At 40.3% G+C, this 25,977-nt stretch carries 25 protein-coding genes; 10 read left to right on the forward strand and 15 right to left on the reverse strand.

The genetic code is table 11. The features are described 5' to 3' along the window. Positions 1–86: 86 nt before the first annotated feature. The 3 genes from IL356_RS08210 (at position 87) to IL356_RS08220 (ending at position 4,843) form a co-directional block, all read left to right on the forward strand. Complete coding sequence (locus IL356_RS08210; RefSeq protein WP_121849934.1) at positions 87–1,676, forward strand: sulfatase family protein; 1,590 nt, start codon at positions 87–89, stop codon at positions 1,674–1,676. A 6-nt stretch (positions 1,677–1,682) separates the two neighbouring features. After that, positions 1,683–3,233, forward strand: coding sequence for a sulfatase (locus IL356_RS08215; RefSeq protein WP_121849933.1), 1,551 nt, complete (start codon positions 1,683–1,685; stop codon positions 3,231–3,233). A gap of 83 nt (positions 3,234–3,316) precedes the next feature. Then, complete coding sequence (locus IL356_RS08220; protein ID WP_121849932.1) at positions 3,317–4,843, forward strand: GH3 family domain-containing protein; 1,527 nt, start codon at positions 3,317–3,319, stop codon at positions 4,841–4,843. Between the two features lie 9 nt (positions 4,844–4,852). Here IL356_RS08220 and IL356_RS08225 read toward each other — a convergent pair whose 3' ends face one another. Continuing rightward, positions 4,853–5,134, reverse strand: a complete 282-nt coding sequence (locus tag IL356_RS08225) for a hypothetical protein (RefSeq protein WP_121849931.1) — start codon at positions 5,132–5,134, stop codon at positions 4,853–4,855. Positions 5,135–5,395: 261 nt separating this feature from the next. Further along, a complete protein-coding gene (locus tag IL356_RS08230; RefSeq protein ID WP_121849930.1) occupies positions 5,396–5,977 on the reverse strand; it encodes a M48 family metalloprotease in 582 nt (193 codons plus the stop codon). Positions 5,978–6,185: 208 nt separating this feature from the next. Between IL356_RS08230 and IL356_RS08235 the strand changes: the two genes are divergently transcribed. Further along, positions 6,186–7,754, forward strand: coding sequence for an AsmA family protein (locus tag IL356_RS08235; RefSeq protein WP_121849929.1), 1,569 nt, complete (start codon positions 6,186–6,188; stop codon positions 7,752–7,754). Between the two features lie 66 nt (positions 7,755–7,820). On the opposite strand, the gene IL356_RS08240 is transcribed toward IL356_RS08235, so the two are convergent. The 4 genes from IL356_RS08240 to IL356_RS08255 all read right to left on the reverse strand — a co-directional run bounded on the left by IL356_RS08240 (position 7,821) and on the right by IL356_RS08255 (position 12,861). Then, the gene (locus tag IL356_RS08240; protein WP_121849928.1) at positions 7,821–8,852 is read right to left on the reverse strand and encodes a helix-turn-helix domain-containing protein; all 1,032 of its coding nucleotides are present in this window, start codon (positions 8,850–8,852) and stop codon (positions 7,821–7,823) included. A gap of 367 nt (positions 8,853–9,219) precedes the next feature. Beyond that, on the reverse strand, positions 9,220–11,838 hold the full coding sequence (locus tag IL356_RS08245; RefSeq protein WP_121849927.1) for an ATP-binding protein: 2,619 nt from the start codon (positions 11,836–11,838) through the stop codon (positions 9,220–9,222). 8 nt (positions 11,839–11,846) lie between these two features. Further along, the gene (locus IL356_RS08250; protein ID WP_121849926.1) at positions 11,847–12,293 is read right to left on the reverse strand and encodes a response regulator; all 447 of its coding nucleotides are present in this window, start codon (positions 12,291–12,293) and stop codon (positions 11,847–11,849) included. Between the two features lie 16 nt (positions 12,294–12,309). Next, on the reverse strand, positions 12,310–12,861 hold the full coding sequence (locus IL356_RS08255) for a helix-turn-helix domain-containing protein (protein ID WP_162987935.1): 552 nt from the start codon (positions 12,859–12,861) through the stop codon (positions 12,310–12,312). Between the two features lie 241 nt (positions 12,862–13,102). Between IL356_RS08255 and IL356_RS08260 the strand changes: the two genes are divergently transcribed. Then, on the forward strand, positions 13,103–13,342 hold the full coding sequence (locus tag IL356_RS08260; RefSeq protein WP_121849924.1) for a DUF7218 family protein: 240 nt from the start codon (positions 13,103–13,105) through the stop codon (positions 13,340–13,342). Between the two features lie 91 nt (positions 13,343–13,433). Here IL356_RS08260 and IL356_RS08265 read toward each other — a convergent pair whose 3' ends face one another. From IL356_RS08265 to IL356_RS08280, 4 genes are all read right to left on the reverse strand, one after another. Next, positions 13,434–13,754, reverse strand: a complete 321-nt coding sequence (locus IL356_RS08265; protein ID WP_121849923.1) for a hypothetical protein — start codon at positions 13,752–13,754, stop codon at positions 13,434–13,436. Positions 13,755–13,854: 100 nt separating this feature from the next. Then, the gene (locus IL356_RS08270; RefSeq protein ID WP_121849922.1) at positions 13,855–14,046 is read right to left on the reverse strand and encodes a hypothetical protein; all 192 of its coding nucleotides are present in this window, start codon (positions 14,044–14,046) and stop codon (positions 13,855–13,857) included. A 50-nt stretch (positions 14,047–14,096) separates the two neighbouring features. After that, a complete protein-coding gene (locus IL356_RS08275) occupies positions 14,097–14,258 on the reverse strand; it encodes a DUF1328 family protein (protein ID WP_121849921.1) in 162 nt (53 codons plus the stop codon). Between the two features lie 293 nt (positions 14,259–14,551). Beyond that, positions 14,552–15,001: a ferritin-like domain-containing protein gene (locus IL356_RS08280; RefSeq protein WP_121849920.1), complete on the reverse strand. Its 450-nt coding sequence runs from the start codon at positions 14,999–15,001 to the stop codon at positions 14,552–14,554. A 219-nt stretch (positions 15,002–15,220) separates the two neighbouring features. On the opposite strand from IL356_RS08280, the gene IL356_RS08285 reads away from it, so the two are divergent. Continuing rightward, positions 15,221–15,433 carry a hypervirulence associated TUDOR domain-containing protein gene (locus tag IL356_RS08285; protein ID WP_121850778.1) on the forward strand — a complete coding sequence of 71 codons (213 nt, stop codon included), beginning with the start codon at positions 15,221–15,223 and terminating at the stop codon, positions 15,431–15,433. On the opposite strand, the gene IL356_RS08290 is transcribed toward IL356_RS08285, so the two are convergent. Both IL356_RS08290 and IL356_RS08295 read right to left on the reverse strand, forming a co-directional pair. Continuing rightward, the gene (locus IL356_RS08290; RefSeq protein ID WP_121849919.1) at positions 15,430–16,521 is read right to left on the reverse strand and encodes a DNA topoisomerase IB; all 1,092 of its coding nucleotides are present in this window, start codon (positions 16,519–16,521) and stop codon (positions 15,430–15,432) included. The two genes, IL356_RS08285 and IL356_RS08290, sit on opposite strands and share 4 nt — an antisense overlap. A gap of 10 nt (positions 16,522–16,531) precedes the next feature. Continuing rightward, complete coding sequence (locus IL356_RS08295) at positions 16,532–16,966, reverse strand: hemerythrin domain-containing protein (protein ID WP_121850777.1); 435 nt, start codon at positions 16,964–16,966, stop codon at positions 16,532–16,534. 324 nt (positions 16,967–17,290) lie between these two features. On the opposite strand from IL356_RS08295, the gene IL356_RS08300 reads away from it, so the two are divergent. Further along, complete coding sequence (locus IL356_RS08300) at positions 17,291–17,497, forward strand: hypothetical protein (protein WP_121849918.1); 207 nt, start codon at positions 17,291–17,293, stop codon at positions 17,495–17,497. A gap of 19 nt (positions 17,498–17,516) precedes the next feature. Then, positions 17,517–18,197, forward strand: coding sequence for a head GIN domain-containing protein (locus IL356_RS08305; protein WP_121849917.1), 681 nt, complete (start codon positions 17,517–17,519; stop codon positions 18,195–18,197). Positions 18,198–18,249: 52 nt separating this feature from the next. Here IL356_RS08305 and IL356_RS08310 read toward each other — a convergent pair whose 3' ends face one another. The 3 genes from IL356_RS08310 to IL356_RS08320 are packed head-to-tail and all read right to left on the reverse strand — an operon-like array spanning position 18,250 to position 23,973. Further along, positions 18,250–21,378 (reverse strand): efflux RND transporter permease subunit, encoded by a 3,129-nt coding sequence (locus IL356_RS08310; protein ID WP_121849916.1) that lies wholly within the window; start codon positions 21,376–21,378, stop codon positions 18,250–18,252. 22 nt (positions 21,379–21,400) lie between these two features. Beyond that, a complete protein-coding gene (locus IL356_RS08315; RefSeq protein ID WP_121849915.1) occupies positions 21,401–22,597 on the reverse strand; it encodes an efflux RND transporter periplasmic adaptor subunit in 1,197 nt (398 codons plus the stop codon). A 14-nt stretch (positions 22,598–22,611) separates the two neighbouring features. Further along, positions 22,612–23,973, reverse strand: coding sequence for an efflux transporter outer membrane subunit (locus tag IL356_RS08320; protein WP_225621413.1), 1,362 nt, complete (start codon positions 23,971–23,973; stop codon positions 22,612–22,614). 342 nt (positions 23,974–24,315) lie between these two features. Here IL356_RS08320 and IL356_RS08325 point away from each other — a divergent pair, with 342 nt between their 5' ends. After that, positions 24,316–24,729 carry a hypothetical protein gene (locus IL356_RS08325; RefSeq protein WP_121849913.1) on the forward strand — a complete coding sequence of 138 codons (414 nt, stop codon included), beginning with the start codon at positions 24,316–24,318 and terminating at the stop codon, positions 24,727–24,729. Between the two features lie 144 nt (positions 24,730–24,873). Further along, positions 24,874–25,956 carry an efflux RND transporter periplasmic adaptor subunit gene (locus IL356_RS08330; protein ID WP_121849912.1) on the forward strand — a complete coding sequence of 361 codons (1,083 nt, stop codon included), beginning with the start codon at positions 24,874–24,876 and terminating at the stop codon, positions 25,954–25,956. The last annotated feature ends 21 nt before the right edge of the window (positions 25,957–25,977 follow it).

The following is a 25,977-nucleotide window of genomic DNA, read 5'->3' on the forward strand; positions in this document are numbered from 1 at the left end:
AAACTTTTGCCTTTTCAAAAATAGTCGGCGTCAAAGAGTTTTGGTAACCCAAGGTTTGCGTATTTTTAAACACCAACCTCTGATCGATGAAAAAACCGGCCTTTTACTTAATACTATCAGTTTTCCATTTTTTGGTTCTATCCTGTTCCGATAAAAAAGAAAACAAGTCTACAAAAGAGGCAACTAAGTTGCCCAACATAATTTATGTGCTGGCCGATGATCTGGGCTACGGTGACATTCATTCGTTCAATACGAAAGGCAAGATTAAGACACCTAATATTGACCGTCTGGCATCAAACGGAATGAAATTTACCGATGCACATACTTCCTCGGCTGTTTGCACACCTACCAGATATGGTATTCTAACGGGTCGATATAACTGGCGAAGTCCGCTAAAAAGTGGGGTATTAACAGGAAGGTCAAAGGCGTTGATTCCCACTGAAAGAAGTACGGTGGCTTCAATTTTAAAAAAGTCGGGTTACCACACGGCATTTATAGGAAAATGGCATTTGGGTTGGGATTGGGCACAAAAAGACTCACTAAAGATATCCGGAGAAGGGTGGAATCCTGAAGATTTTGAAAACATCGATTTTAAAAAGCCAATTAAGAACGGACCACAAGATTTAGGATTTGACTATTCTTACGGTCATTCCGGTTCTTTGGATATGGCACCGTACGTATATGTAGAAAACGGAATAGTTACTGCTGAAGTTGACACTGTTACCGTTGATAAAGGAAAATATACGTGGTGGCGTGAAGGCCCTACGGCCAGTGATTTTGACCATGATGATGTAACTCCTAATTTTTTTAGAAAGTCGATGGATTTTGTCAAAGATCGGTCGAACAAATCGAATCCGTTCTTTTTATACTTGGCTCTACCATCGCCGCATACTCCTATTCTGCCTACCGATGAGTGGCTCGACAAGAGTGGCTTGAACCCATACGCCGATTTTGTAATGCAAATTGATGACTACATGGGTCAGCTGATGAAGGTAATAGATGAGGCTGGTATTACCGAAAACACACTTGTCATTTTTACGAGTGATAACGGTTGCTCGCCGCAGGCCGATTTTAAATTGTTAGCGAGCAAGGGCCATCAACCCAGTGGTGCGTATCGTGGCCATAAAGCCGATATTTACGAAGGAGGGCATCGCGTACCTTTTATAGCCTCTTGGCCTGCGGTCATAAAATTGGGAAGCGTGCAGAACCAAACCATTTGTACTACCGATTTAATGGCCACTTGTGCCGAAATTGCCAATAAAAATCTCAGTGAAGACGAGGCTGAAGACAGCTTTTCGATGCTCCCTTTATTTAGGAGTGTTGATGGGTATGGTCGTGAAGCTATCGTTCACCACTCGATAAATGGTAGTTTCGCCATTAGAAAAGGCGACTATAAATTGGTTTTTTGCCCTGGTTCAGGAGGATGGAGCGACCCCAAGCCGAATTCTTCTAATATTGATAGTTTGCCACCGATGCAATTGTTTGATTTGGTAAAAGACCCTTCCGAACAGCAAAATCTGTATGGTGAAAAACCGGAAAAAGTAAAAGAATTGACCGATTTAATGGTATCATACATAAAGAAGGGTAGAAGTACCCCAGGGACAGATCAAGAAAATAGTATGGTCAATTTAAAGGGTGAAGAATGGCAGCAGTTGAAAACAATAATCCCCAATTAAAGAATAATGAATAGGCTATTTGTTTTGGTTATTTTGATGACGGTCGGGCTCTGTTCGTGCGAATCCGATGAGGTAGATGAAAGACGGCCTAATATTGTACTTTTTTTAGTTGACGATATGGGCTGGCAAGACACCTCGGTACCCTTTCATACCGAAAAAACGGCATTCAATGAAAGATATCACACCCCTAATATGGAGCGTTTGGCGGCTGAGGGAATGAAATTCGTTCAGGCATACGCCACCCCGGTCTGCTCGCCTACCAGAGTCAGCCTTATGACGGGTATGAACGCTGCCCGCCATAGAGTTACTAATTGGACACTTCATCGAGATTCACTACAGCCGATGGAGAAAAACCATGATTCGTTAGTATTCCCAAAATGGAATGTGAACGGTATGAGTCCCGTTGATGGCGATCCTAGAAGTGTACATGCTATGCCTTTGGCCCAAGCCTTGAACGATATTGGTTATTATACGGTACATGCGGGCAAAGCCCACTTGGGGGCAATGGGTACTCCGGGTGAAAGCCCATTAAACTTAGGTTTTCATGTGAACATTGCGGGCCACGCTGCCGGTGCACCAGAAAGTTACTTGGGGCTTGAAAATTTTGGCAATGGAAAGGAAGGAAAAGAAGTGTGGGCCGTGCCAGGCCTAGAGAAATATCACGGAGAGGATATTTTTTTGACTGAAGCTATCACCAGAGAAGCACTGCACTCATTGGATTCGGTGGTCTCAACAGAACAGCCATTTTTCCTGTATATGTCACATTATGCGGTTCACACCCCCATCATGGGCGATAAGCGATTTGTAAGGAAATATTTGGAAAAAGGCCTCGACTCGATAGAAGCAAGATACGCCTCCATGATCGAGGGTATGGATAAGAGCTTAGGTGATATCATGAAATATCTTGATGAAAAAAATCTGGCCGATAATACCGTTGTTCTCTTCATGTCAGACAATGGCGGGCTGAGTGCCCACGCCAGAGGGGGTGAACCCCACACCCATAATTTACCGTTATCTAGCGGTAAAGGCTCAATGCGTGAAGGCGGTATTAGAGAACCCATGTTGGCCAAATGGCCTGATAAGATAGCTCCCGCATCGGTATCGCAATACCAAGTGATAATCGAAGATTTCTATCCGACGATATTAGAAATTGCTGGTATTGATAGCTTAAATACCGTACAAAAAATTGATGGGCAAAGCTTTTTGCCTGTATTGGTAGGTGAAAAGGAGTATGACGGAGTGCGCAAAATGGTATGGCATTACCCCAATGAGTGGGGGCCAAGCGGGCCTGGAATTGGAGCGGCCAGTGCTATAAGAAAAGGAGACTTTAAGTTGATTTACTACCATGCCAATCAACAAATGGAGCTTTTTAACTTAAAGGAGGATATCGGGGAGACTAATAATTTAGTTGCGGACAACAGAGAGAAGACGAAAGAGTTGGCAGTCGATTTGTCTACCTACCTGAAAGATGTTGATGCCCAAATGCCTTTTTATAAAGATAATGGTACCATAGTGCCTTATCCCGAAGAAGTTCTTGATACAGTTCAAATTGAATGAACTTTACTATTAATGAGTTAAACTCCCGCTTTATGTAGCACTCAGCAGTTGCCCCCTAGGTTTATTTTTGTAGAAAAACAACCATGCCTATCATAGGAAACATCATAAAAGGGTTCATAGAAGTTAGAGATAAACTTTCCGGAGAAAGAAACCCGATAGACGAGCAAAAACAAGTGCTGAAAAAACTTTTGACCGAAGCTAACGAGACCGCTTTCGGTGAGCATTACGATTTTGATGATATTTTAGAATCTGAAGATATAGCAAAGGCTTATTCTAAAAAGATACCATTTCATGACTATAATAAGATCAATGATGAATGGTGGCATCAATTGCACGAGGGAAAAACCGATGTGACTTGGCCGGGTAAACCTCATTATTTCGCTCTTAGTTCGGGTACCACCGGCAATACGAGTAAACGAATTCCGGTCACTGATGAAATGGTTTCTGCTATCAGAAACGCCGGGATACAACAAGTTTATGCACTAAGCAATTTTGACCTGCCGGCAGATTTTTTTGAAAAAGACATATTAATGCTCGGCAGTTCTACCGATTTAGAAAAGGTAGATGATCATGAAGAAGGAGAAATTAGTGGAATAAGTGCCAGTAATATTCCCAATTGGTTCAGGGGTTATTATAAGCCGGGTGAAGATATCGCAGAGATTGACGACTGGGACGAGCGTGTAGCCAAAATAGCTGAAAAAGCGGAAACTTGGGACGTGGGTGCACTTAGTGGAATACCTTCTTGGATTGAGCTTATGCTTGAAAAGGTCATTGAGCATCACAACCTAAAGAATATTCATGAACTATGGCCTAATCTTCAGGTTTATACCTCAGGTGGGGTAGCTTTCGGTCCATATGAAAAGAGCTTTAATGCATTGCTGGGTCACCCGATTACCATAATTGACACCTATTTGGCTTCTGAAGGTTTTGTTGCCTTTCAGGCCCGGCCTGAAACCGACGCAATGCAATTGGTCACCGATGGCGGAATTTATTTTGAGTTTGTTCCCTTTAAACCCGAATACATTAATCAAGATGGTTCATTGGTCGATGACGCTCCTTCAATAACCTTGGGCGAGGTTCAAAAAGGTCAAGACTATGTCTTGATTATTTCTACGGTATCAGGTGCATGGCGTTATATTATAGGTGATACTATCGAGTTCACCGATGTTGAACGAGCTGAAATTAAGATTACGGGTCGAACCAAGTTCTTTTTAAATACGGTAGGTTCTCAGCTGTCGGTTAATAAGTTAGATGATGCGGTTCAGCACTTGGAAGAAAAGTTTTCAATGAAAATTCCTGAATATACCCTTTGTGCTAATAGAATTGATGAAGAATTCTATCACTGCTGGTACTTGGGTTCAGAAGATGCGAAAGATGGGTCAACATTGGCCGATGCTTTGGATGAACATTTAAAACAAGCCAATAAAAATTATAAGGTAGCACGATCAAAAGCCTTAAAAGGGGTCAAGGTAACTGTTGTGAAGCCTGATGCTTTTCATGAATGGAATGGTGAAAACAAGAAAAAGGGTGGCCAAGTAAAAATGGAAAAGGTCATGAACGAAGAAAAATTCGCTCAATGGCAGACCTTCGTTAAAGAAAACGGCTATTAACTGATTTTACTAATAAGTTTGACTGGTACTGTGGGCAATACGAAGTGCCAATGTAAGGTTGAGACAAGCACTAGCGAAGTTTTGGGCGAACAAATCTTGATCTGCTATTGACATCGACTGCTTCAGTTTGGCCAGATTTTCTTCAAATACAATAAATGATTTTTCCGAATTAAATTTTATATCGGGCATATTATTGCTCAATGTCTGATATGCTTCTACTGCATTCTGCCGACTATAGTAGTCTTTTTGGCATTCCTTAAGTTTTGCTAAGATTTGCTCAATTAAACTCATAATATTAAGACATCGTTTTTGGGGTTAGGCTGTCTGTCTAATCTACTAAATCGGGGGATAAATATATTTATTTTCTTTAAATAACGTAGGAATATTCCTAAATATTTTAAAGAAGTTTAAAAAACTTTAATTGATAGGAAAATGCCCATGTATATCAATTACAAAGCGTGCCTGTTCCTATTATTTATGGGAAGTAGGCCTTAAAGGGTGATAGAGAAAGTGATGGTTGAGTTATTAGGGGTGTTGTAGGAATTTTATGTTTTATTCCTCTTTTCTTTCTGCCTCCTCTTTTTCGTTTACTAGTTTTAGAATTTCCTTGGGGGATAGGTAATACTTGCGAATGCGTTCTTTGTAGCTTTCTTCAATCTCGGCATTATCCAAGATAAAACTTTTCGTCTTTAAAATATAATCGGCCATGCCGTGGCTAACGGCATAAGTATCGGCAGCACGTTCGGCTTCTCTAATATAAGCTCCGGAGAAGCTGTATTTAATACCGAACCAAATCAGGTTCCAACTACTTCTGTTTTTGTAATCCATGATATGCCCAAGTTCGTGGCCCAACCACCCGACCATTATTTCTTCAGGTATATCTTCGGTCAAGAATATTCTATCTGAAATTTTGACACGCTTACTAATCAGAACTACATATTTTCTTTTTTTTCGAGACCTGAATAGCGACCAAAAGGTAGGTTGGGCTCTCATGGTAGATTTTGGTATGTTCGGTTTGAACTTAAAATTTACCGATGTTTGGTTGAGCTCTGGGTAATACGAAAGTGCCTTTTCGGCCTCAGCCTTTATTGACTTTGGGGCTTGATGCTGTGCGTTCAGGGAAATTAAAGTCATAATGAAAATAAAGCTTAGGTAGCGCTTCGGGATCGACCAGTATGTAAGGTGATTTTTTAAGATAATACTTGGGCTTACGGGTAATATAAAAAAATAAACTTCTTTTAAAACTATTCAACTTGTTAAGGTTAAACATAAATCGGAAAACGTTCCGATTGCTGGTGGTAATGATGGTAATTGTATATTACATACTAACAACCCAAAGACCATGCCCGCTAGCAAATTCCGTAGAAAAATTTTCACTATATCGATTATAGTGGTCACCATTCTTGTTTTGGGTGCTATTACGGCACAGGTTATGGCCAATACTTGGGTCAAGCAATTTCTTGATAGAAAGCTTCCGCCGCATGTTGAATTGAAATATGATTCAATGGAAACTAACATTTTTACGGGTAGCATTGCCCTGAACGGGGTATTTCTAAAACTATCCAACAGAGATTCGGTCGCCACACATACTGAGGCTCAAATGAAATCGATCGCTTTGAATGGGTTAGAATATTCTCAGTTCTTCATGAAGGACCGTATTGTAGTCTCTGACTTGAAAATCGACCGCCCACAGGTAGTTCATGATTTGTATAAGGTGCATAAAAGAGTTGGCAAAGAACGTAGGGGGGTAGTTACCTTATTAAAGGAAATCGAGGTTGAAAGACTTAAAGTAGAAGGAGGAGAGCTAACTCTTAATGATAAGGATAGTCTCGCTTTTCACTCAAAAACAATCGATTTTGAAGTTTTTGAAATTAAAACAGGACCAAAGCAAATTAGAAAAAAGATACCTGTAACTTATGGTAAGTACGATTTATTGGTGGCCGATGTATTTGTGGATTTGGGCTCTTATGAAAAATTAAATGTCGATGAGTTGCAGTTTCATGATGGAACGGTCAAGGTGCTAGGTTCTAGTCTTCAAACCAAATATGGTAAATCAGAGCTTTCAAAACATTTGAAGGTAGAGCGAGATTATGTTGATTTAAAGGTGCCTGAAATAACCCTGGAGTCTATTGAAGTCAGTTTTGTCAAAGACACCTTGAACATTACTACCGGAAATGGTAAAATTATAAAGCCTGTTGCGGAGATTTATAGAGACAAATTGGTGACAGATGACACCCGTTCTAAAAAGATGTATAGCGGAATGCTTCGAAACCTACCTATCTACATCACCGTACCGAGTATTGAGATTGAAAACGCCCAATTGCAATATGGAGAAAAAATTGAACAGGGAGTGGCGCCAGGCTCTGTTTCCTTCAATCAATTGAATGCCCAAATAACAAACATCAGTAATAGGGTCGAGAATAAGGCCGATACTAAAATCTCAGCAGATGCCCTCTTAATGGATCATGCACCTATTCATCTCGATTGGTCATTTCAGGTAAATACGCCGTCGGATAATTTTATTGCTTCAGGAGAAATCAAGAATTTTAAATCGAATACGCTCAACAGCTTTTTAGAATCAAGCTTAAGAGCAAAGGCCAAGGGCACCATCAATCGGCTTTATTTCACAATTGGCGGCAATTCGTTTAATTCTTCTGGAGATATAAAAATGAGTTATGAAGATTTTGAATTCTCCGTTCTCAAGAAAAATCGCCTCGGGGTGAATAAGCTGCTGACTTTTTTAGGTAACCTGTTTATTAATGATGGTTCGAAATCTGATAAAGACGGTTTTCGATATGGTGATATTGAGGTGGAGCGGGATCCGACCAAATCTTTTTTTAATTACTTATGGTTGAATGTGAAAGACGGTATGGTCAACACCATGGTGGGAAAAGGTAAAAAGGAGGATTGAGAAATTTAGAGTAAAAGAAAAAGCCCCGTAAAACGGGGCTTTCTTCCTTTTCATAGCACTATACGTTTAAGCCGTTGCGGCCAACGATTTTTTATTGTCTTGATACATTTTTGGGCTGCAATTGTATCTTCTCTTAAATATTTTCGAGAAATAACTTCTACTTGAAAGCCCTACGGTATATACAATCTCAGATATATTCATATCGGTAGTCGATATCAATCTTTCGGCAGTGTTCAACCGCTCATTGCGAATAAAATCTGAAACGGTCTTACCGTGAAGAAGTTTAAACCCTTCTTGAAGTTTACTGGCGGAAAGGCCACAATCAAGACACAGAGATTTTATGGAATATTGTATTTCTGGATGCTCTTCAATTTTTCTAGAAACCTCTTTGATGCATTTCAATTCGTATTGGGTCAATGAACCAGTGGGGTTTTGTTCGTTCTCTAAATCTGACCTTAGATGTTCTATTTCCATGGCCAAAGTCAAGTTCAGAATACCCTCAATCAGTAATTTTTTCACTAGACCTACTTGCTTAATTTTCTCTAGTTGCGCCAATTGCTCGCCAATTCTTAGGTTATAAGTACCAAAATATCTTATTGGCTTATCTTGCTCTTTACCATGGCTGAACAGTTGTACCATCGTTTCCTTCAAACTAGACGGTAGGTTACTATCTTCACCAGTTGTACGGTCAACAGCTCTAATGATACACAGTTTTACCCTTTGATTGCTCGGGAAAACGATTTCATTGACGTGACTGGTACCGCCCATAATGGCCGTTTGAAATTCATCAAGAAGAAGTCTATCCTTATAATTCTGAAAGCACTGGTACAAATGACCTTTCAAGCAGTACATGAAATATAATGGCTTGGCAGGGGTTGGGTCTGTAGAAATTTTGAAGTCGTCACGAAAGCAAACATCGTATTGCAAATATGAAAGGCCTCCCTCAAGAGTGATACCTTTGATAGTTCCGGTACCGTACTCATTGTCAAATTCTAGAATTCTTTCATTTCCTGAGTCTGTAACCGAGCCACCCAAAATTAGATTGGTAGCGTTTAAACTTTTTTCAAGTGATAATGATTGTAATGATAGTGTTCTCATGGCTGTGTTGTTATAGTTGTTAAATAAAATATGTAGAAGCTTTGCGTTATATTAAAATTTCGAACCTTCTTCAATAGGCTTATGGGTAGTTGACCCAAAAATGAAATTTTCTATAACGTTGTCGCTTGATGTGTCTGATTCTTCGGATTTTGACTTTAAATCTAAGCCAAGTAATTTCTGTAAAAACATGCCCCTAATTGTTTGATACAAATATGAGGGTAGAAGGGCTCCGATATCTTATAGAATTATTAGATATCATTATATAATTATGTAAAAAGAGTGATGAAATGCTATTTTGTATGGATTAACTTACAAAATAGAATAGGGAAGTAGTAATCTAAAGTTACTGATCGAAGTGAACTCAAAATTATTGAGTTTCTGTATAGGGAAGGTAAATTTCAAAGGTTGTACCCTCACCAGGTACACTATTGGCCTGAATATGACCACGATGGTTCTCGACAATTTTTTTACAGATGGCCAGACCGAGTCCTGTGCCAGTATAGGCATGTTTTTCGTGAAGCCTTTCGAAAAGCTCAAAAATCTTAAGACTCTGTTCTTGCTCAAAACCAATACCATTATCACTCAAGGAAATTAATAAGTATTTGCCCTTGGGCATGTTCAACTCTGGGTCTAGTTTTTTGGCGTCTACAATCTCGTAAGCCACATTTATTATAGGTACTTGATCATGTTTCTTGTATTTCAGCGAATTTGAAACCAGGTTGCTGAACAACTGTTCAAGTTGAAAGCCAGTGCCGTGTATAGAAGGTAAATCGGGTACGGTAATGACCGCTTCAGTTTCGTTAATTCTTTCCGAGAAGTCTTCAAGAACCTTTTCAAAGACCCCGTTTAAGTTCACTCGAATCGGCTCATTGATTACCTCGTCGGTAATTCTTGAGTATGAAAGAAGATTGCGTATTAGAAGTTGCATTCTATTGGCCGAATCCTCGATTTTATCCAAATAACGCCGTCCTCTATCAGAAAGGTTATCACGATCAAAATCAGAAAGCCTGCTGATAAACATCTGAATTTTACGCAACGGCTCTTGTAAATCGTGACTTGCTACCCTGTTGAATGATTCCAGTTCGGCATTGGTTCGTTTCAGGGCCCGGTTCTTAAGTTTTAGGTTTTGTTCGTTGAGAGTTTTGGCCGTAATATCCCTAATAACACCCACCATATAAGAATGCCCGTCTTTTTCTAGAAAATGCGCCATTGATGACATGTACTTCGTCTTACCGTCACGGGTTTTGACTTTATACTTACTTTTTGTTCGCTTTTTCTCTTTGATGGCCTTTACATTTTTATTTCGTAGCCGCTTGGCATCAGAGGGATTCAAAAACGATAAAAACCGCTCAAAAGAAGGCTCAAAATCACCTGGCTTATATCCGAATAGGCGGTAGGCATTATCGGAATACTTCATTGTGCCATTATCAAGGTCGAGATTATAACTGCCAATGCCCGCTATACGTTCGGCATCGTTCAAAATGGTATTTTGAACCTCAAGCGTGTCTTTTGATTGCTTCAGTTCTTCTTCGGCTTTTTTTCTAAAGGTGATGTCTTGTGATAGAATGGTAACCCCATCATCTAATTGTGAGATTTCATTACAAAAGATAAATTCCCCTTTGGGCAAAACATATTTACGTTCAACTTCTTCAGGCTCTCCTGTGGCAATCACTTTTTTGTAAACCTCAAAATCTCCATTCTCGAATACAAAAGGATACTCTTCCGATATGAGCCCTCCCTCGATTTGATCAGAAGTACGGCCCATAAGATCCACGATTTTTTCATTGGTATATAAGACCCTGAAATCTACAATCTCATTATTTTCATCTCTTATAGCCTTAAAGTAGCTAATGATATATTGGAAAGAAGATACCAGATTCTGAAGGAAACCTGACGTCTGTGCCAGCTCTCTATTTTGCTGTTCTAACTTTTCGTTTAGAGCCATCAATATCTGTTCGGCTTCTTTTTCAAGAGTGGTGTTTCGAACAGTGGTGCTTACACCATTTTCCAATGGTGAAGCAGTTGTATGAAACCAAACGCTCTTGCCGTCGATGGTATATTCCATTTCTTTGACAACGGTACGGTCTTCTTCTATGGCTTCGGCCAAGAAGGCGACATGTTCTTTTTGGGTCAAAAACGGAAAAACCTCGGATAGCCTTTTACCAATGGCTTCATCGGGTACTACATTGATATCTTTACGGCCTTGGGCATTGGTGTAGCCTATAATGAAATCGGTTATTTTATTTGAACTGTTTTTGATCGGTTCATAGAAATTGACAATGTTATCGGTATTGTCAAGTATATTTCTAAGAAAAGCACCGGTCGTGTCCATTTGCTTTCGATCCATATTTATTTTGGTGAAAGCGAACATTAGAATACCCAAAGCAAAAAGCGCTGAATAAAGAATATGTGTTGGGGTAAGGGTTACGTTCGACTCATATTCTTGCCTGCGTTCTCGCAATAACGTACGCTCGGCATCGATCATCGCCTCTTGAATACCGATGAGGCTATCTAATTGGCTTTCGATGCGATAGACTTTGTTACGAAGGGCTCTTGACTGAAGAATGAGTCTTGCCGATTCGGTATTCAAAGTGCCTAGCTCTGTAAAAAGCTCTTCGCTAAATTTGGGCACTTGTTTTAAGCGATTCAATTGGTCTTGGTTATCGCTCATCAAGAGCCTTAGCTTATTAAGACTTTGCGAACTTAAGGTTCTATACTCTTTAATAGGAGGTAGAAGAGTGCTGTCGTTCGTTATCAGAAACTGCACTCCATCTGCTTGCGAACTGGAGTAGTTCGCAAACAGCATGTTGATCTCATTGATTGTATTTTGGGTACGTGATACGAGTTCGGTAGACTTTCGTAGCGCCGTATTTTGTTGAAATGAGGTGTACGAAATGTAAAAAAGTACAATTACGGCAAGTAGTAAAAGCAAAAGATAGGGCAAAATGCCCGTTTTGGTTTTACCAACGTTGCCTAAGTCTGCCATTCACTAGATTATATTCTGAACAAGAAATTGCCTTTGTCCATTTCATTTTCTTCGTACTGCCAATTTCGTTTCACTACTTGAGCTATGGTTTTCTTCAGCTCTTCAAACTTATTGGGTTTGTTGATATAGATATTGGCACCGTTAACAAAAGTTTCCTCAATATCTCTTTCAGAAGAGGAAGTAGAGTAGATGGCTACCACCAAATCTTCAAATTTAGGATTGCTTCGAATTTTTTTAAGACATTCAAACCCATCCATAACAGGCATATTCAAATCTAAGAATATCAATTGTGGGAATTCGGTACAAGATCCGGTTAAATAATCCAATAATTCTTGTCCGTTGTGAAATTCTGTGAGGTCTGTTTTTAAATCAATTTCCTGTAACGCATCGGCAAAAAACATTCTGTCGTCTTCATCGTCGTCTACAAGCACAACCTTCATGGGCTTTGTACTCATAATGGGTATTCTTTAATTAAGTATTATTGGTTTTTCTTTTTTCAAGTATTCTCAAAAAAGCGGTCGGTGTGAGGCCGGTCACTTTTTTAAATTGGCCTGATAAGTGGGCTACACTACTATAATCTAATCTATAGGCGATTTCGGTCAAGCTCATATCACCTTCTAAAATCAATCTCTTGGCAAACTCGATTTTGCGCAATATAATGAAATTCTCGATTGAGGTATATGTTTCTTCCGAAAACAGGTTTGACAGATACGAATATGAATAGCCCAATTTCTCTGAAAGATAAGCAGATACCGTTGTTTTTCGCATATCGCTCGAGTATATAAGCTCTTCAAGAGCCTTTTTAATATCGCCTACAATATTATTTTTTCCGGCATTGGTCAAACTGATACCGAAACTGGATAATGCCTGGGTGATTTGATGGCGTTTCTCTTGAGAAATTTCCCTGCTTAAAACCAAATGTCCCGTATTGTTAAATGAAAATTCTATCCCTAATTTTTGCAATTCGGTCATTACTACCTTTTGACTTAATTCAGTTGGTATGTAGTGTAGTCGAAATTTCATTGATTGGCGCCTATCAAAGACCTGTAGCTGCAAAGATAGAAATAAAGTAAGTGTTAAATTTAACATTTAACGCCTTTTGGCAGTACTTAAATCTTGACAGTACGGTTAACCACAAAACTTTTTGGTCTCATCGCATGACCAACGTGCTCTTTAGCAATCTGTTTAGGTCAACAATCGTTTGATAAAAGCTATCTGTTATCTCTCGGCCCATTTATCTTTATTATAACTAAAAATGTTAATTATGGATAGGCCTAGTATAAAAAATGAAGAACAATATGAAGCTTTACGCGAGAAAGGGTACAGTCAACAAAAGGCTGCACGCATTGCCAATACCGAAGATTCAGGTGTAAAAGGAGGTAAGGCTAAGCCCTATGAAGAACGTACGAAAGAAGACTTGTACGAGCAGGCAAAAAAAGTAGGGATTGAAGGACGCTCTAAAATGACGAAGAAAGAACTGATTTCGGCATTGAGAAACAATTGAAAGAAGGAAGTAATTAAAAAACTAAGGGCGGGAAGCTACAGCTTCCCGCCCTTAGTTTTGTCAAAATTTGACAATAAAATGATGGTCTTACCTATTCATTTTCGGCAAAATTCTCTTCAGGTATTTCTTTAAAGAATTCAGCCGTATCGGTATCGGCACTGGGGCCGTAGGCCATTAAAAAGACGCCTTTTAGATGATCATTGGTTTCAATAACATATAGAATTGACATATCTGACGGGTTACTCATACCCTCATATCTATGCTCTTCAACCACATGAATATCCTTCGGTGCGTATTCTTTTTTAGATTCGGTTTCGATTAATTTGCCCGCTGCGTATCTGAAATTTTTTGAATAGCCCTTGGCTTCGAACTTTCGAATCAAATCTTGCTCGTGTTTCGCATAATTTTCCATGATTCTTGATTTAGAGTTTTATAAAAAAGACAAAACGGATTTTTCGAAGAGAAATATCCGTTTTGTACGTTAGTGTTTTGCCTTAATTAAGGGGCAGTGACTAGTTGTCATCCACAGCATCTTCAACTTCATCTTGAACATCTTCTGCACCTTCTTCGATATCGTCACCTACTTCATCCATAGTATCTTCGATTTTCTCACCGGTCGATTTCTCTTCTCTACAGCTATTGAAAGCACTTAAAGAAAATACCAATGCACAAAGGGTCATAAAATAATATACTGACTTTCTCATTTTTCTACTTTTATTGATTATATAATTAGGTTCTCTGTTAGTCTTTTAATCTAAATTCTTCGTCTGCCCATAAATAGGGAGATAACAAAAAGAACTAGAAATATGAAGAATAAAATTTTAGCAATACTGGCTGCACCAGCAGCGATTCCACCGAAACCGAAAATAGCGGCAACAATAGCTAGAATAACGAATATAACTGTCCAACGTAACATAATTTATCTGTTTTTGGGTTAATTAATAATTTAAAATACCAGCAAGGCGATTTCCTTATTGGTATGGTGTAAAATTCCGAAAATCAACCAGTTCCTATTAGCCTTATCCAATTCAAAATTGATTCATCTAAAGTTGTGTACATCTATTTTTTGAAATTGAATTGGAATTTTAAATATCTGAAAATCAAATACGTAAGATATTTTTTAAAGAATCGTTCTTAGGTAAATTATTAGAGTGGAATAAAAAAAGGACACTCAAATGAGTGCCCTTTCTTTTAAAATTTAAGGAAATATTATGCTATGTCCTCCAAGCGCTTGATATTATTAAGTCCGCTGACAATTTGGTTTTTTTGTTGTGTCAGCAGAGTTTCAGTACTAGGCGGTAAGTTAGTATCTTCCAATACCTCCTCGTACGTATTTACCGCGGCCTTTTCACCTTTAATGGCTTCTTCTAACATGGCCTCTTCGTTATCTGCGGAAAAGAAATTTTTAATGTCCATCCAAGATCTATGCGCTTTAGAAGCAAAACTATCTCCCTTATCGACTTTTTGTCCGTACTGTCTAATCTCGGTTTTTAAAGCATGTCCGAAATCATAACGTTCTTGTGCTTTTCTTTTAAAATAACCTTTTAGATTGGAGTTCTCTACATTATCTGCGGCTTTGATGAAACCTTTTTCTGCATCATATGTTCTTTCTAATAGGTCGTTCAATTTACTTCCAACTTCTTCTGTATAGGTACTCATTTGATTATAATTTTAATTAGCGGTAAGAGTCTTTTTAGGGATGTTTTACCGCATCCCATCCTCAATTATACCTCTAAATTATAGCATGATTGCTTAGATTCTTTGTTTTATTGCCCTAAGAATTGATGCCATCGAATGCAAAGCGATAAGCGTTAAAAATGAAGTTGTTAACGCACATTTTCGAGAGGGTTAAGTACGATTTTCATGAAAAAAGTAAAGATGATACAGAAAGGAACAGAAGTAGAATGGAAGTGGGGTAACGGTACTGCCAAAGGTAAAGTAGAAGAAACCTATTCAAAGGAAATTACCAAGACCATCAAAGGGAACAAAGTTACCCGCAAGGGTGAAGAGGGTAATAAAGCATTGTATATTAAACAGGATGATGGTGACTATGTGCTTAAGAGCGAAAGTGAAGTGAAAAGGGCTGATTAATCTTTGAAACCCGATAACGGATCAAATTGTTCGATTCTTTTGAGAATGGCCTTCTCGGATGCTGAAAAATATTGTGAGCTGCGACATCTATCGGCGCGCTTAAAACTATCTTGTAGCAGGCCATTTTCATAATCGCTTACCAATAAGGGATGCACATAGTACTTTCTACATACATTTCTGGTGTTGCCCAAGGCGTCCGCTGCTGCATCAAAACCTGTAAGTACATTTTTATGAATTTCCTTTTCATTTTCCGGTAGCTCGAGATGCATTAGGGTGTCAAAAAATACGACGGAGGCTGCCCATGTTCTAAAATCCTTAGCAGAAAAAGAATAACCGCTAATATCTTTTATATAGCTATTGACCATTTCGCTGTCTACCGTCTGCCGCTCTCCATTATCGTCAAAGTATTTAAAAAGTTCCCAGCCAGGTATTTCTTCGCATTTGTTGATGAGCTTTATGAGCCTTTTGTTCTTAAGGGTGATTTTGTGCTCTTTCCCTTTTTTTCCCATAAAATGAAACCTAATGCCATCTTTATAAACTTCCACATGCTTTTTTCGCAAGGTTGTAAGACCATATGATTTATTTCTACGGGCATATTGCTCGTTACCGATTCGAATATGGGTCTCTTCCATCAGTTTGATGATTAAGGCCATCATCTTACTTTGCGGCCACCCTCGTTGCCTTAAGTCTTTTTCAATCTGCTTTCTGATGCCCGGAAGCGATTTGGCAAAAAATGCCATTCTATAAAACTTGGTCTGATTTCTGACCTTGGTCCATAGGTCATGGTAACGATATTGCTTTCTTTGCTTTTCGTCTGTGCCAATGGCTTGCAAGTGACCATTTGCCAAGTGAGTGATTCGAACATCTTGCCAAGCGGGCGGAATCACCAATTTTTGAATGCGTTCTAATTGTTCTTTTTGGGTCAATGGCCCCTTCGATGAGAGGTAAACGAAATCTTTCTGCTGCTTTTGTCTGGTAATTGAAAGGTGTTTTTCGGTAACGTACACCAAGTCGATATGTTCGATAGCCGTTTCGGGGGTCTCGATCAATTGCTGAAGCAGCTTTCTGTCAACTGATTTAACGGCCATCGAACTGTAATTACCTATTTTCTTCCATGTGACTCTGATAATCTTTGGCCAAATCGGTCTTGTTGCGGGTAGAGAATACTTTTCCGGCAACTTGAAAAAATTGATGCTCTTCGTCTTCCAAATGGTGTTCTACTTTGTGTTGCAGGTCTTTTGCAATTTTCAACCAAGCTGAAGACGAGTAATCGGTTTCTTCTAACTGCTCAATTAGCTCATCGATTTCGTGGTGTTCGGCAATACCATGTCTGGCCAAATCTTGAGTGTTGTCAACATCTATTAAAGGTTTATAGAAGTATCGTTCTTCAGCATCGGCATGTACTTCTAATTCTGTTTTCAATTTTTTGAAGATTTCATCTCTCACCTTGGTGTCGCCAGAAGTGTCGACTAGTTGCTCTAATAGGGTTCTTTGAATGTCGTGGTCTTGTCTAAGTGCTTCAAAAATATTCATGGTTCCAGATTTTAAAATGATATGATACTGAAAATGGTCCCGACAATTGAAGTGCGCCGAAACCATTCTCTAACAACCAACCAAACTATTTGTAAATGTTTTTTTCTAACTAACTACATGTCAAAAGTAGATAAGAACGGCGCTCCGTTTTTGCTCAATCAGAAAATTGGTTGACTGTATAATTTCTACAAGTGAATAACTAAGATACCTTAATTATATAGGTCTGGGAAAAGGCCTAAAAACTGTGTTAGCTTACACATCAAAAAGACCACTAATTTTTTCAAAAGCACCAAGGCCTGTGGTGTAAAGAAGGTATTTTGCGACATGGAAATTTTAAAAGATGAAAAGGCTATGAAACAAGGTCATGAAAAAACAGAATTTATAAAAGAAGAGGGTGATACCCATGATCAATACATTCTACAGAAGAATACTAAAACCAAAACCGGTATTTACATTATAGCGGCATTTCTGATACTCTTGATTGTAGGTATAATTGTATCGGCCGTATTCTTTGGTTCTCCAGAAGCATAATAATCTAACACCGAACAATATGAAAAGGTTAAGTATATATCTTGTGTTGAGTCTATTGACCATTTCAACAGTCGTGGCTCAAAAGACTACTATTGATTTAGAAAAATTTGTTGAACTCAAAGCTTATGATCGAATTAATGTAACATTGATTAAATCAGAAGTAAACAGGGCCATTATTACAGGTGACGATGCCGATGATGTGAGTATTAGTAATGATAACGGACTTTTGAAAATTAGAATGGAAGTTCAGGATTTTTTAGATGGAAACGAAACGAATGTCGAACTGCATTATACCGAAGAACTTGGTTTGGTTGATGCCAATGAAGGTGCCAAAATAGTTTCCGAAGGTATTTTAGGAAATAGATTTATCAAGTTGAGAACCCAAGAAGGAGGTCAAGTAAGAGCTTCTGTAAATACTAGAAATTTAGATGCCAAAGCTATTTCTGGTGGAAAAATATGGGTTACGGGAAAAGCGCCTAACCAAGAGGCATCCATTCGTTCGGGAGGTGAATATCATGCCAAAGAGCTAGAAGCCAATCAAACGGAAGTAACGGTTTTCGCAGGAGGAAAGGCTTTCGTTAATTCAAAGGAATATGTTGAGGCCAATGTAACTGCTGGCGGTTCCATAGAGATATTTGGTAATCCTGATCAAATTGAACAGGATAAAACTTTTGGTGGTTCCATTGTCGTTAATAAATAGGGCTACCCATCATTTGGTAAAAAGTAAAACCGGGCCTTCTTGGCCCGGTTTTTTATTGTCCTAGAACATCTACCTGCCTAACGGTACGCCCTTTTTGAATCATTAATCGAGCATCCTCTAGAGTGAGATAGAGGCAAGGTACGATCACCAAGATAATCGCTGTCGCAAAAACTATCCCGAAACCTAACGAGATTGCCATGGGTATCAAGTGAAATGCTTGACTGCTGGTTTCTAAAATAATTGGTGCAAGACCCCCAAAAGTGGTCATGGTGGTCAGCATAATAGGCCTGAACCTTCTTAGCCCCGCTTCATGAATCGATTTGTAGATGGCATCACCTTCTTTTCGCCTTTTATTGGCATAATCGATCATGATAAGGGAGTCGTTAACAACCACCCCTGAAAGAGCGATGACCCCCATAAGACTCACAAGCGATAAATCGTACCCTAAAAGTATATGGCCAATAACAGCGCCCACGATGCCAAAGGGTATCGCGGTCATCACAATCAGTGGTTGTATGTAACTACTAAAGGCAATGGCCAATAGGGCATATATCAATAGCATGGCAATGGCGAAGCCGGCCTTCAGCGTATTGGTGCTCTCTCGCATATCGGCCTGGCTTCCTTCAAAGCTCCAGGTTAATCCGGGAAAATCGGCTCTCAGCTGAGGTAAGGTCTCATTTTGCACCGATTCGATGACCCTACCAACGGTATTGGCAGGCTCCACATCCATACCCACATTAACCACCCTTCTACCGTCTCTTCGGTTGATACTGGTAAAGGCCTCTCTTTGTTCAACCTCGACCACATCCATTAACGGGACTTCGATTCCACTAGGAGTTCGGATTAGAAAATTTTCCAGATTTTTAATGTCCTTCCGTTCTTCTAAAGGCAGTTTGACCCGCACTTCTATTTCGTTCATTCCCCGTAACTGACGCATCGCCAAAGCACCAAAAAAGGCATCCCTGACCTGTCGCCCTACTTCATCGGACGTAAGCCCAAGGTTTCTACCTTGTGGTAAGAGCTTAAAATCGTATTGTAACTTCCCCTTATTGTAATTGTCGGTTACGTCACGGGTATTGCTAAAACTTTTCATACGCTCAACGAAAGCGGCACTGGCCTTTTCCAATACTTCTATATTAGAGTGGCTCAGGTCGACACTGATGGCTTGCCGGGCACCGCCTGGCCCCCTTTCGGCTTCAAAAGTAATCTGGTCGACCCCTTCAATATCACCGATATTGTCGCGCCAAAGCGCAATTACTTCGCGGGCTGTTATATCTCTCTGATCGGGGGGCAGCATGACAATTTCAACGTCAATAAAGTTTTGTCCCCTAACATTGGTTTTGATTCCTTCGGCAACCTCATATAAATTATGTTCTTCGAACATTCGCTGGGTAGCTTGTGAAATATCATGAGCCACTTTGGCAGCTTGGTCGGGGGTAGTGCCAACGGGCAACCTAACACCCGCCTCTATTTCATCGGCCGCTACTTCGGGCATCATAATAAGACCCATGTGCCCGCTGTAACCAAAACCGCCGACTACCAATAGAAGGGCCAAGGCGGCACAAAGAGTTATGTACCTGTATTTAAGACATAAATCGAGAAACGGGCGATACTTATTTTCAACGAAGCTATCGAATCTGTTCGCGAAAGAGCGTTGCCAACCTTCCAACTTTTTGACATACTTGTTCTTGTTTTCTTCTTTTTTTAAATGGGCCAAGTGGGAGGGGAGAATGAACAAAGCTTCCAGTAAAGAGACGGCCAAAATAACAATGACCACAGCCGGCAGCGGTTGCCAAAATTTACCGGTTTCCCCAGGCATAAAAAGCAGGGGTACAAAGGCGATAATGGTCGTAACAATACTGAACAGTACGGGCGAGGCCACATCTTTGGTTCCGGCTATGGCAGCTTTCATGGGACTGAGTCCCTTCTGCCGATATTCATACACATTTTCCCCCACTACAATCGCATCATCAACCACTATACCTAACACCACTAGAAATCCGAACATGGAAATCATGTTCACACTGATGCCGATTAAAGGCAGTAGAATCATACCACCAATGAAAGAAACGGTCATACCCATCATAACCCAAAACGCTAACCTGTATTCTAGAAATAGGGTAAGAATGACCAATACAATGATTATGGCCAGAACCCCATTTTCGGTCAATAGTGAAAGTCGTTCCCGGTAATCGGCCGCCCTGTTGCTATCGGTTCTGTATTTTACCCCTGGGGGTAGTTGGTAGTCTTTTAAAAGGTTTTCTACGGCATCGGCAATTTCAAGAGGGGACTGGTCTCCAATTCTAAAAATTCGAAGTTCTACATAGTTCTCTTGGTTGAACTGACCATGAAAACCAATTTCTTCAAAACCATCGGTAATGGTAGCAATGTCTTTCAGGGCCACTTTAGCTCCTGCATCGGAAGAAACAACGGTAATATTACCATACTCTTTGGCCCATTGTTTTCTTTCCTGCATTCTTAACAAAATCTCACCACCTCGGGTCTGCACCGCCCCAGCGGGAACATCGTTGCTGCTTTGCCTTATAATATCGGCCACTTGGCCTAGTGTAAGATTGTATTTTTGAAGGTTGCTTCTAGGGATTTCAATATGGGTTTCGTAATCGGGTACGTTTCCTAATTCGACCTGGGTAATTTTAGGGTTGTTCAAAAGGATGGTACGCAATCGTTCGGCCAGTTGTCTGAGAGTCCAAATATCAGTTTGTCCGTAAAGCCCTATTTGTAATACATCGCGCTGTCGCGATTGCAGTCGAACTTCGGGTCTTTCGATATCGTCGGGAAAAGTACGTATGCGGTTAATGGCCTGATCAATATCCTGAAATGCTTTCATGCGTTCGGTGCCGGCTACCAACTCAATACTAATTTCAGCCGAACCTTCCCTGGCTTCTGATACGATTTCCTTGATGCCCTGAACCGCCCGAACCGCCTCTTCTACGGGCTGTAGCACTCCTTGTTCGACTTCGGCCGGGCTCGCACCGGGGTACACTACCGATACTTCTACAAAGTCTAACTGAAACTCGGGAAATACCTCTTTTTGAATATGGTACATGGTAAAAAGACCCCCACCTAAAAGAACGATCATCAGTAGATTGGTGGCGATGGAATTTCGCGCCATATAGGAGATGGCTCCTTCTTTTCTCGGTTCTTTATTCTCGTTTTCCATAGCTGTTCTTTAAATCGTGCAATTACTGTTCTTCACCTTCTGACGAAGTGCGTAAACCTATGCCATTGGTTACCGTGCTCAGGTCTGTGATCACTACTTGGTCACCCGCGGCCAGTCCTTCACTGATATAGGCATATTCATCGTCGTTCAATACGATTTCTACTTTTCTTATTTCCAGTTTTTCATCTTTCATCACCCAAACGGTTTCGTTGCTACGAATGAAATCCCTATCCAACCGAATTACGTTCTCAATGGGTTTGGCCTGAATATTAACTTCGACAAAGGTGCCTATCATCATTTTCGGTAGGTCTTTGTTTTCCGATTGTGTGGCCAATGGATCAGGCACTTTCACCAATACCCTGGCTAACCGGGTCTGGCCGTCCAGAGCACCTATTTGCCTATCAAGAAAACCTTGTCTTTCTGCATCGGCTGTCCACGCCGTAGGGTTCGTAATTCTAACTTGGGCACCTTTTTCTGAAGAGCCATCGTTAAAACTGAGCCATTGTAGTTTATTGACGGGAACGGTTGCGGTTACCCAATAAAAATCCGTTCCAACTATTCGGCCTAAGTCATCGCCGGGCGCCACTTGAGAACCATTCGTTACATTTTGGTTCAATATATGGGCATCGAAAGGAGCCCTGATCGTGGTTCTCGCAAGATTTAATTCGGCTTGGCCAACAGCGGCTTTGGCGGCCCCAATGTTGGCCTTCACCGCATTGAGCTGGGGCTTTCGAAGCACCAATTGCATTTCTTCTTCAGATAAAGGACTCGATCCAAAAAGTGAATCGTTCGATATCAGTTGAAGGTCTTGCTCGGCTATCTGCTGTCGCCCCATTTCGGTGGTCAACGAAGTTTGTGCTTGCATGAGCTCACTTTTGCGTAGTTCCAGCGTATTTCTATAATCTGCGGGGTCGATTTGTAATAAAACTTGGTTCTTTTTTACATATCCACCAGGGGTGAAAGCTGGATCTCTTCTTGTAACTTGTCCTGGAACCAATGGGCTCAGAGTGACATCTTCGACCGGTTGAACCGTTCCTGTGGCCACAATTACCGGTTCGTAAGTGCCTTTTTCGACATTGAGTACATCTACCAACATAGCCGTTTCTACCGAAGCGCCTTCGCGTTCAGCTTCCGGCTCGGTGAAAAAAATCAAGGTGGTTAGTAAAATTCCTCCTCCGAGAATGGCCAGGCAGATGTATAGAATTTTTTTATTGCTCATATGGTATTCCGTTCTTAGTTGTTCAGTTCTCTTTCTGTTTCAAAGCCTCCGGCAAGGGCGCGATATAGCCCGATTCTAATTTGGACCCTTCTTAATTGTGCATTGACCAGATCTCTTCGCAATTGTTGTTCTTGATCGAGCCCTAACAAAACATCGAGGTAAGGACTAAAGCCATTTAAAAATTCAACCCTTAGTTGCTTATTGCTTTTTTCGGCCAATTGTAGTTGTCTCGTGATGTTTTCGACCCTTTCTTCTTGTCTAATATCTTGAACCATACCATTTTCAACCTCCTGAAAGGCTATCAACGTGGTTTGTCCATATTCATAAAGTCGTTGTTGCTTAATGGCTTCGGTACGTTTAGCTTCTGCATTCAACCGGCGCCCATAGAACAAGGGGGCCAAAATATTTCCGGCCAACGAGTAGGCCCAGTTGTCGAAAAGATTGTCAAAATTATTGGAACGTAACTGACCCCTGGCCCCGACCGACAATCTTGGGTATTTATTTCTAACGGCCGAGGCCATATCACGATCTGCGGCCAAAAGTTGGGTGTATGCCTGCTGAATATCAGGCCTTCTTCTGACCAACTCTAAAGGCAAACCTGTTTGAGGAAGTTCGTTTATTTCAGGAAGCTCCGTTGCGGTAAATAAATTATCGCCCTTTGGCTGCCGCCCCAACAGCACCGATAGTTGGTTTTCAAGCAAACTGATATTGGTTTCAAATATAATCTGCTGTTCTTTGGTGCTTTCCAATAACTGCGCTTGCCTAAGAATATCAACGGCCCTAATCTGACCACCGACAAATCGTGAGCGAATCAATCGAATAATGTCTTCATTGGTGGCAATCTGACTTTGGGTTATTTGTAGTTGTTTTTTGGCAGCTTGAAGTTCGTACCAAGTAGAGGCAATTTCAGCGGATAGAGAAATGGCTGCCGATTTGTAATCGAAAAGGCTGGCCTCGGCGCGAAACTTTTCGGCTTGCACCGCTGTTCGAATCCGGCCCCATAAATCGACCTCATAACTGGCCGACAACCCCAATTGTGTGTTTTCTCCCCCGACAAAATCCGGCTCGGGAAGGTTAATGGCCGTTTGGGCAGATGCATCTACTTGTGGCCATTTATCGGCAGCCTCTCTTATGACTGTAGCTTTGGCAGCTATAAATTGTTGCCATGTAGCCGCTAGATTAAAGTTTGATGTCAAGGCGCTATCGATTGCACGATTGAGTTGATCATCTTCAAAAACCGTCCACCATTTGTCAGGAATAACTTCTTGCCCGTTCTCGGAGAAGGGAGTAACGTTTTCAATGGGTAAATCAACGTTGGAAATCTTGGGAGCGCATCCTACCAAAAAAAACAGCAAAGCTACCTTAGCCCCTCTCATTATTAACTTTTGGTAATATTTATAATGGAGGGATTGGTACATTTTCTTTGGCTTTTAGGTTTGGTAGGCTGAACTGGTCAATTCAATACCTTCTAAAATAGCCGATTTCGTGTTAATTAAGTATTAATAAAAACTTAAAGGTTGACTTGATTGATTTGGGAGTCCATAAATACTATAATATTATTTTGAGAATTTCATCTGTGAAAATGCCATATTGGTGCATATACGGAATGCATTTGGTCTAGACTACAGCACCGGTTATAGATTCGAAATAGGGTTTTAACTAAATTTAACACCGATACGTTGTACACTATTCGACCGTACTCTACTTTTGGCACCCGAATGAGAGGAGTTTTTAATAAACATTTGGTTCTTACCTTTTTAATCTTCTTGGGTTTTTTCTCGCAAGCCCAGGCCTCATCATTTGTTGTATTACCCGATAATGTTTGTGAAGTTCTTATAACATCAAACCAAGAACTTCAAGTAAATCAAGAAGTAAGGGGAGTCAATCAAGAATCACCTTGGACCAAGTTTTTCGCCGAAGTTTCAGATGTTGAAGAAGAAATTGAGGAAGAAGAATCTAAAGTTCAAGATTCGAAAGATGGTCTGAATGTCTTTTCGGCTGCTTTTATCTATGCACAAATTTGCGTTCAGCTCTACCTTAACGGTCAGAAAGAGCTTAACGATTACGAGGCACAGCCTACCCTTGTGCCCTCTGTAGATCTTTACAAAAGGTTTCAGGTATTTAGAATATAATACCCTTTCTACACACTTTCGGCTCCACTCCACACGGGGCCTAAGTTTTTCAACAATACGCTAAAATACTGATAAGCTCAATGGCTTTGCCATTGGTGCTCATCACATTAATCCACACAAACCAATATTAATAACGTTTAAACTATGAAGAATATCCCTGTATTCATCATTTTGTGCGCACTCTTGGCACAAATTGGCTGTAAATCAAAAGAAGAAGCCAAACACCACGACACCAAATTTTTAGTGACCAGCCCAATTCAGAAAGACACTTCTATCACCAAAGATTATGTGGCTCAAATACATTCAATTCGGCATATCGAGTTGAGGGCACTTGAAAAAGGCTACCTCAAAGAAATTCATGTAGATGAAGGTCAATATGTTCAAAAAGGGCAAAAGATGTTCAATATAATGCCCAATGTTTACCAGGCCGATTTGCAGAAAGCGGAGGCCGAAGCAAAAATTGCAGAAATTGAACTTAATAACACTCAGCTTTTGGCAGACGGCAATGTCGTTTCAACCAACGAGCTTTCAATGGCCAAAGCTACTTTAGAAAAGGCCAAGGCTGAAGTTAGCCTTGCCAAAACCCACTTGGGTTTCACCGATGTGAGGGCTCCTTTTGATGGTATTATGGACCATCTTCATGTGAGGGAGGGTAGCCTTTTAGATGAAGGCGAGCTTTTAACCACGCTTTCCGATAACTCGCAAATGTGGGTTTACTTTAATGTGCCGGAAGCAGAGTATCTAGATTATATTATGAGCAAAGACAAAGACGAGAAGAAATCGGTCGGTCTTCTGCTTGCTAACAACAAGCCTTTTAACCAAAAAGGTATTGTTCAGACCATTGAGGGTGAATTTAATAATGAAACGGGAAATATTGCTTTTAGGGCCACTTTTCCTAATCCTGATAAAATACTGCGTCATGGCGAAACGGGAAGCATTCTTATGACCATACCGTTTAAAGATGCACTCATTATTCCTCAGAAAGCCACTTTTGAAATTCTCGATAAAAAATATGTCTTCGTCATAGATAAAGACAATGTGGTACAGCAGACCGAGGTTTCGGTCGCTGCCGAACTTCCCCACTTGTTCGTTATAAGCAACGGGCTAAAACCCGAAGATAAAATATTACTGGACGGTATACGAATGGTCAAAAACCAGGAAAAGATCCAAACTGAATTTGCAGAGCCAAATGAAGTTATTCCCAAGTTGGCCGTATACGCCGAATAATAAGAATTAATTCAAGATATT

Origin of the sequence: Euzebyella marina, from assembly GCF_014855515.1 — a bacterium.
Lineage (GTDB): Bacteria > Bacteroidota > Bacteroidia > Flavobacteriales > Flavobacteriaceae > Euzebyella > Euzebyella marina.

Excerpts from the sequence above, each read along its gene's own strand:
- IL356_RS08320 (WP_225621413.1), bottom strand. The coding sequence starts at position 23,973 with ATGAGAGGGGCTAAGGTAGCTTTGCTGTTTTTTTTGGTAGGATGCGCT.
- IL356_RS08255 (WP_162987935.1), bottom strand. The coding sequence starts at position 12,861 with ATGAAATTTCGACTACACTACATACCAACTGAATTAAGTCAAAAGGTA.
- IL356_RS08225 (WP_121849931.1), bottom strand. The coding sequence starts at position 5,134 with ATGAGTTTAATTGAGCAAATCTTAGCAAAACTTAAGGAATGCCAAAAA.
- IL356_RS08300 (WP_121849918.1), top strand. The coding sequence starts at position 17,291 with ATGGAAATTTTAAAAGATGAAAAGGCTATGAAACAAGGTCATGAAAAA.
- IL356_RS08240 (WP_121849928.1), bottom strand. The coding sequence starts at position 8,852 with ATGAGAACACTATCATTACAATCATTATCACTTGAAAAAAGTTTAAAC.
- IL356_RS08330 (WP_121849912.1), top strand. The coding sequence starts at position 24,874 with ATGAAGAATATCCCTGTATTCATCATTTTGTGCGCACTCTTGGCACAA.
- IL356_RS08275 (WP_121849921.1), bottom strand. The coding sequence starts at position 14,258 with ATGTTACGTTGGACAGTTATATTCGTTATTCTAGCTATTGTTGCCGCT.
- IL356_RS08210 (WP_121849934.1), top strand. The coding sequence starts at position 87 with ATGAAAAAACCGGCCTTTTACTTAATACTATCAGTTTTCCATTTTTTG.
- IL356_RS08290 (WP_121849919.1), bottom strand. The coding sequence starts at position 16,521 with ATGGCCGTTAAATCAGTTGACAGAAAGCTGCTTCAGCAATTGATCGAG.
- IL356_RS08310 (WP_121849916.1), bottom strand. The coding sequence starts at position 21,378 with ATGGAAAACGAGAATAAAGAACCGAGAAAAGAAGGAGCCATCTCCTAT.
- IL356_RS08270 (WP_121849922.1), bottom strand. The coding sequence starts at position 14,046 with ATGAGAAAGTCAGTATATTATTTTATGACCCTTTGTGCATTGGTATTT.
- IL356_RS08315 (WP_121849915.1), bottom strand. The coding sequence starts at position 22,597 with ATGAGCAATAAAAAAATTCTATACATCTGCCTGGCCATTCTCGGAGGA.
- IL356_RS08325 (WP_121849913.1), top strand. The coding sequence starts at position 24,316 with ATGAGAGGAGTTTTTAATAAACATTTGGTTCTTACCTTTTTAATCTTC.
- IL356_RS08285 (WP_121850778.1), top strand. The coding sequence starts at position 15,221 with ATGATACAGAAAGGAACAGAAGTAGAATGGAAGTGGGGTAACGGTACT.
- IL356_RS08280 (WP_121849920.1), bottom strand. The coding sequence starts at position 15,001 with ATGAGTACCTATACAGAAGAAGTTGGAAGTAAATTGAACGACCTATTA.
- IL356_RS08230 (WP_121849930.1), bottom strand. The coding sequence starts at position 5,977 with ATGACTTTAATTTCCCTGAACGCACAGCATCAAGCCCCAAAGTCAATA.
- IL356_RS08245 (WP_121849927.1), bottom strand. The coding sequence starts at position 11,838 with ATGGCAGACTTAGGCAACGTTGGTAAAACCAAAACGGGCATTTTGCCC.
- IL356_RS08265 (WP_121849923.1), bottom strand. The coding sequence starts at position 13,754 with ATGGAAAATTATGCGAAACACGAGCAAGATTTGATTCGAAAGTTCGAA.
- IL356_RS08250 (WP_121849926.1), bottom strand. The coding sequence starts at position 12,293 with ATGAGTACAAAGCCCATGAAGGTTGTGCTTGTAGACGACGATGAAGAC.
- IL356_RS08215 (WP_121849933.1), top strand. The coding sequence starts at position 1,683 with ATGAATAGGCTATTTGTTTTGGTTATTTTGATGACGGTCGGGCTCTGT.
- IL356_RS08260 (WP_121849924.1), top strand. The coding sequence starts at position 13,103 with ATGGATAGGCCTAGTATAAAAAATGAAGAACAATATGAAGCTTTACGC.
- IL356_RS08305 (WP_121849917.1), top strand. The coding sequence starts at position 17,517 with ATGAAAAGGTTAAGTATATATCTTGTGTTGAGTCTATTGACCATTTCA.
- IL356_RS08295 (WP_121850777.1), bottom strand. The coding sequence starts at position 16,966 with ATGAATATTTTTGAAGCACTTAGACAAGACCACGACATTCAAAGAACC.
- IL356_RS08235 (WP_121849929.1), top strand. The coding sequence starts at position 6,186 with ATGCCCGCTAGCAAATTCCGTAGAAAAATTTTCACTATATCGATTATA.
- IL356_RS08220 (WP_121849932.1), top strand. The coding sequence starts at position 3,317 with ATGCCTATCATAGGAAACATCATAAAAGGGTTCATAGAAGTTAGAGAT.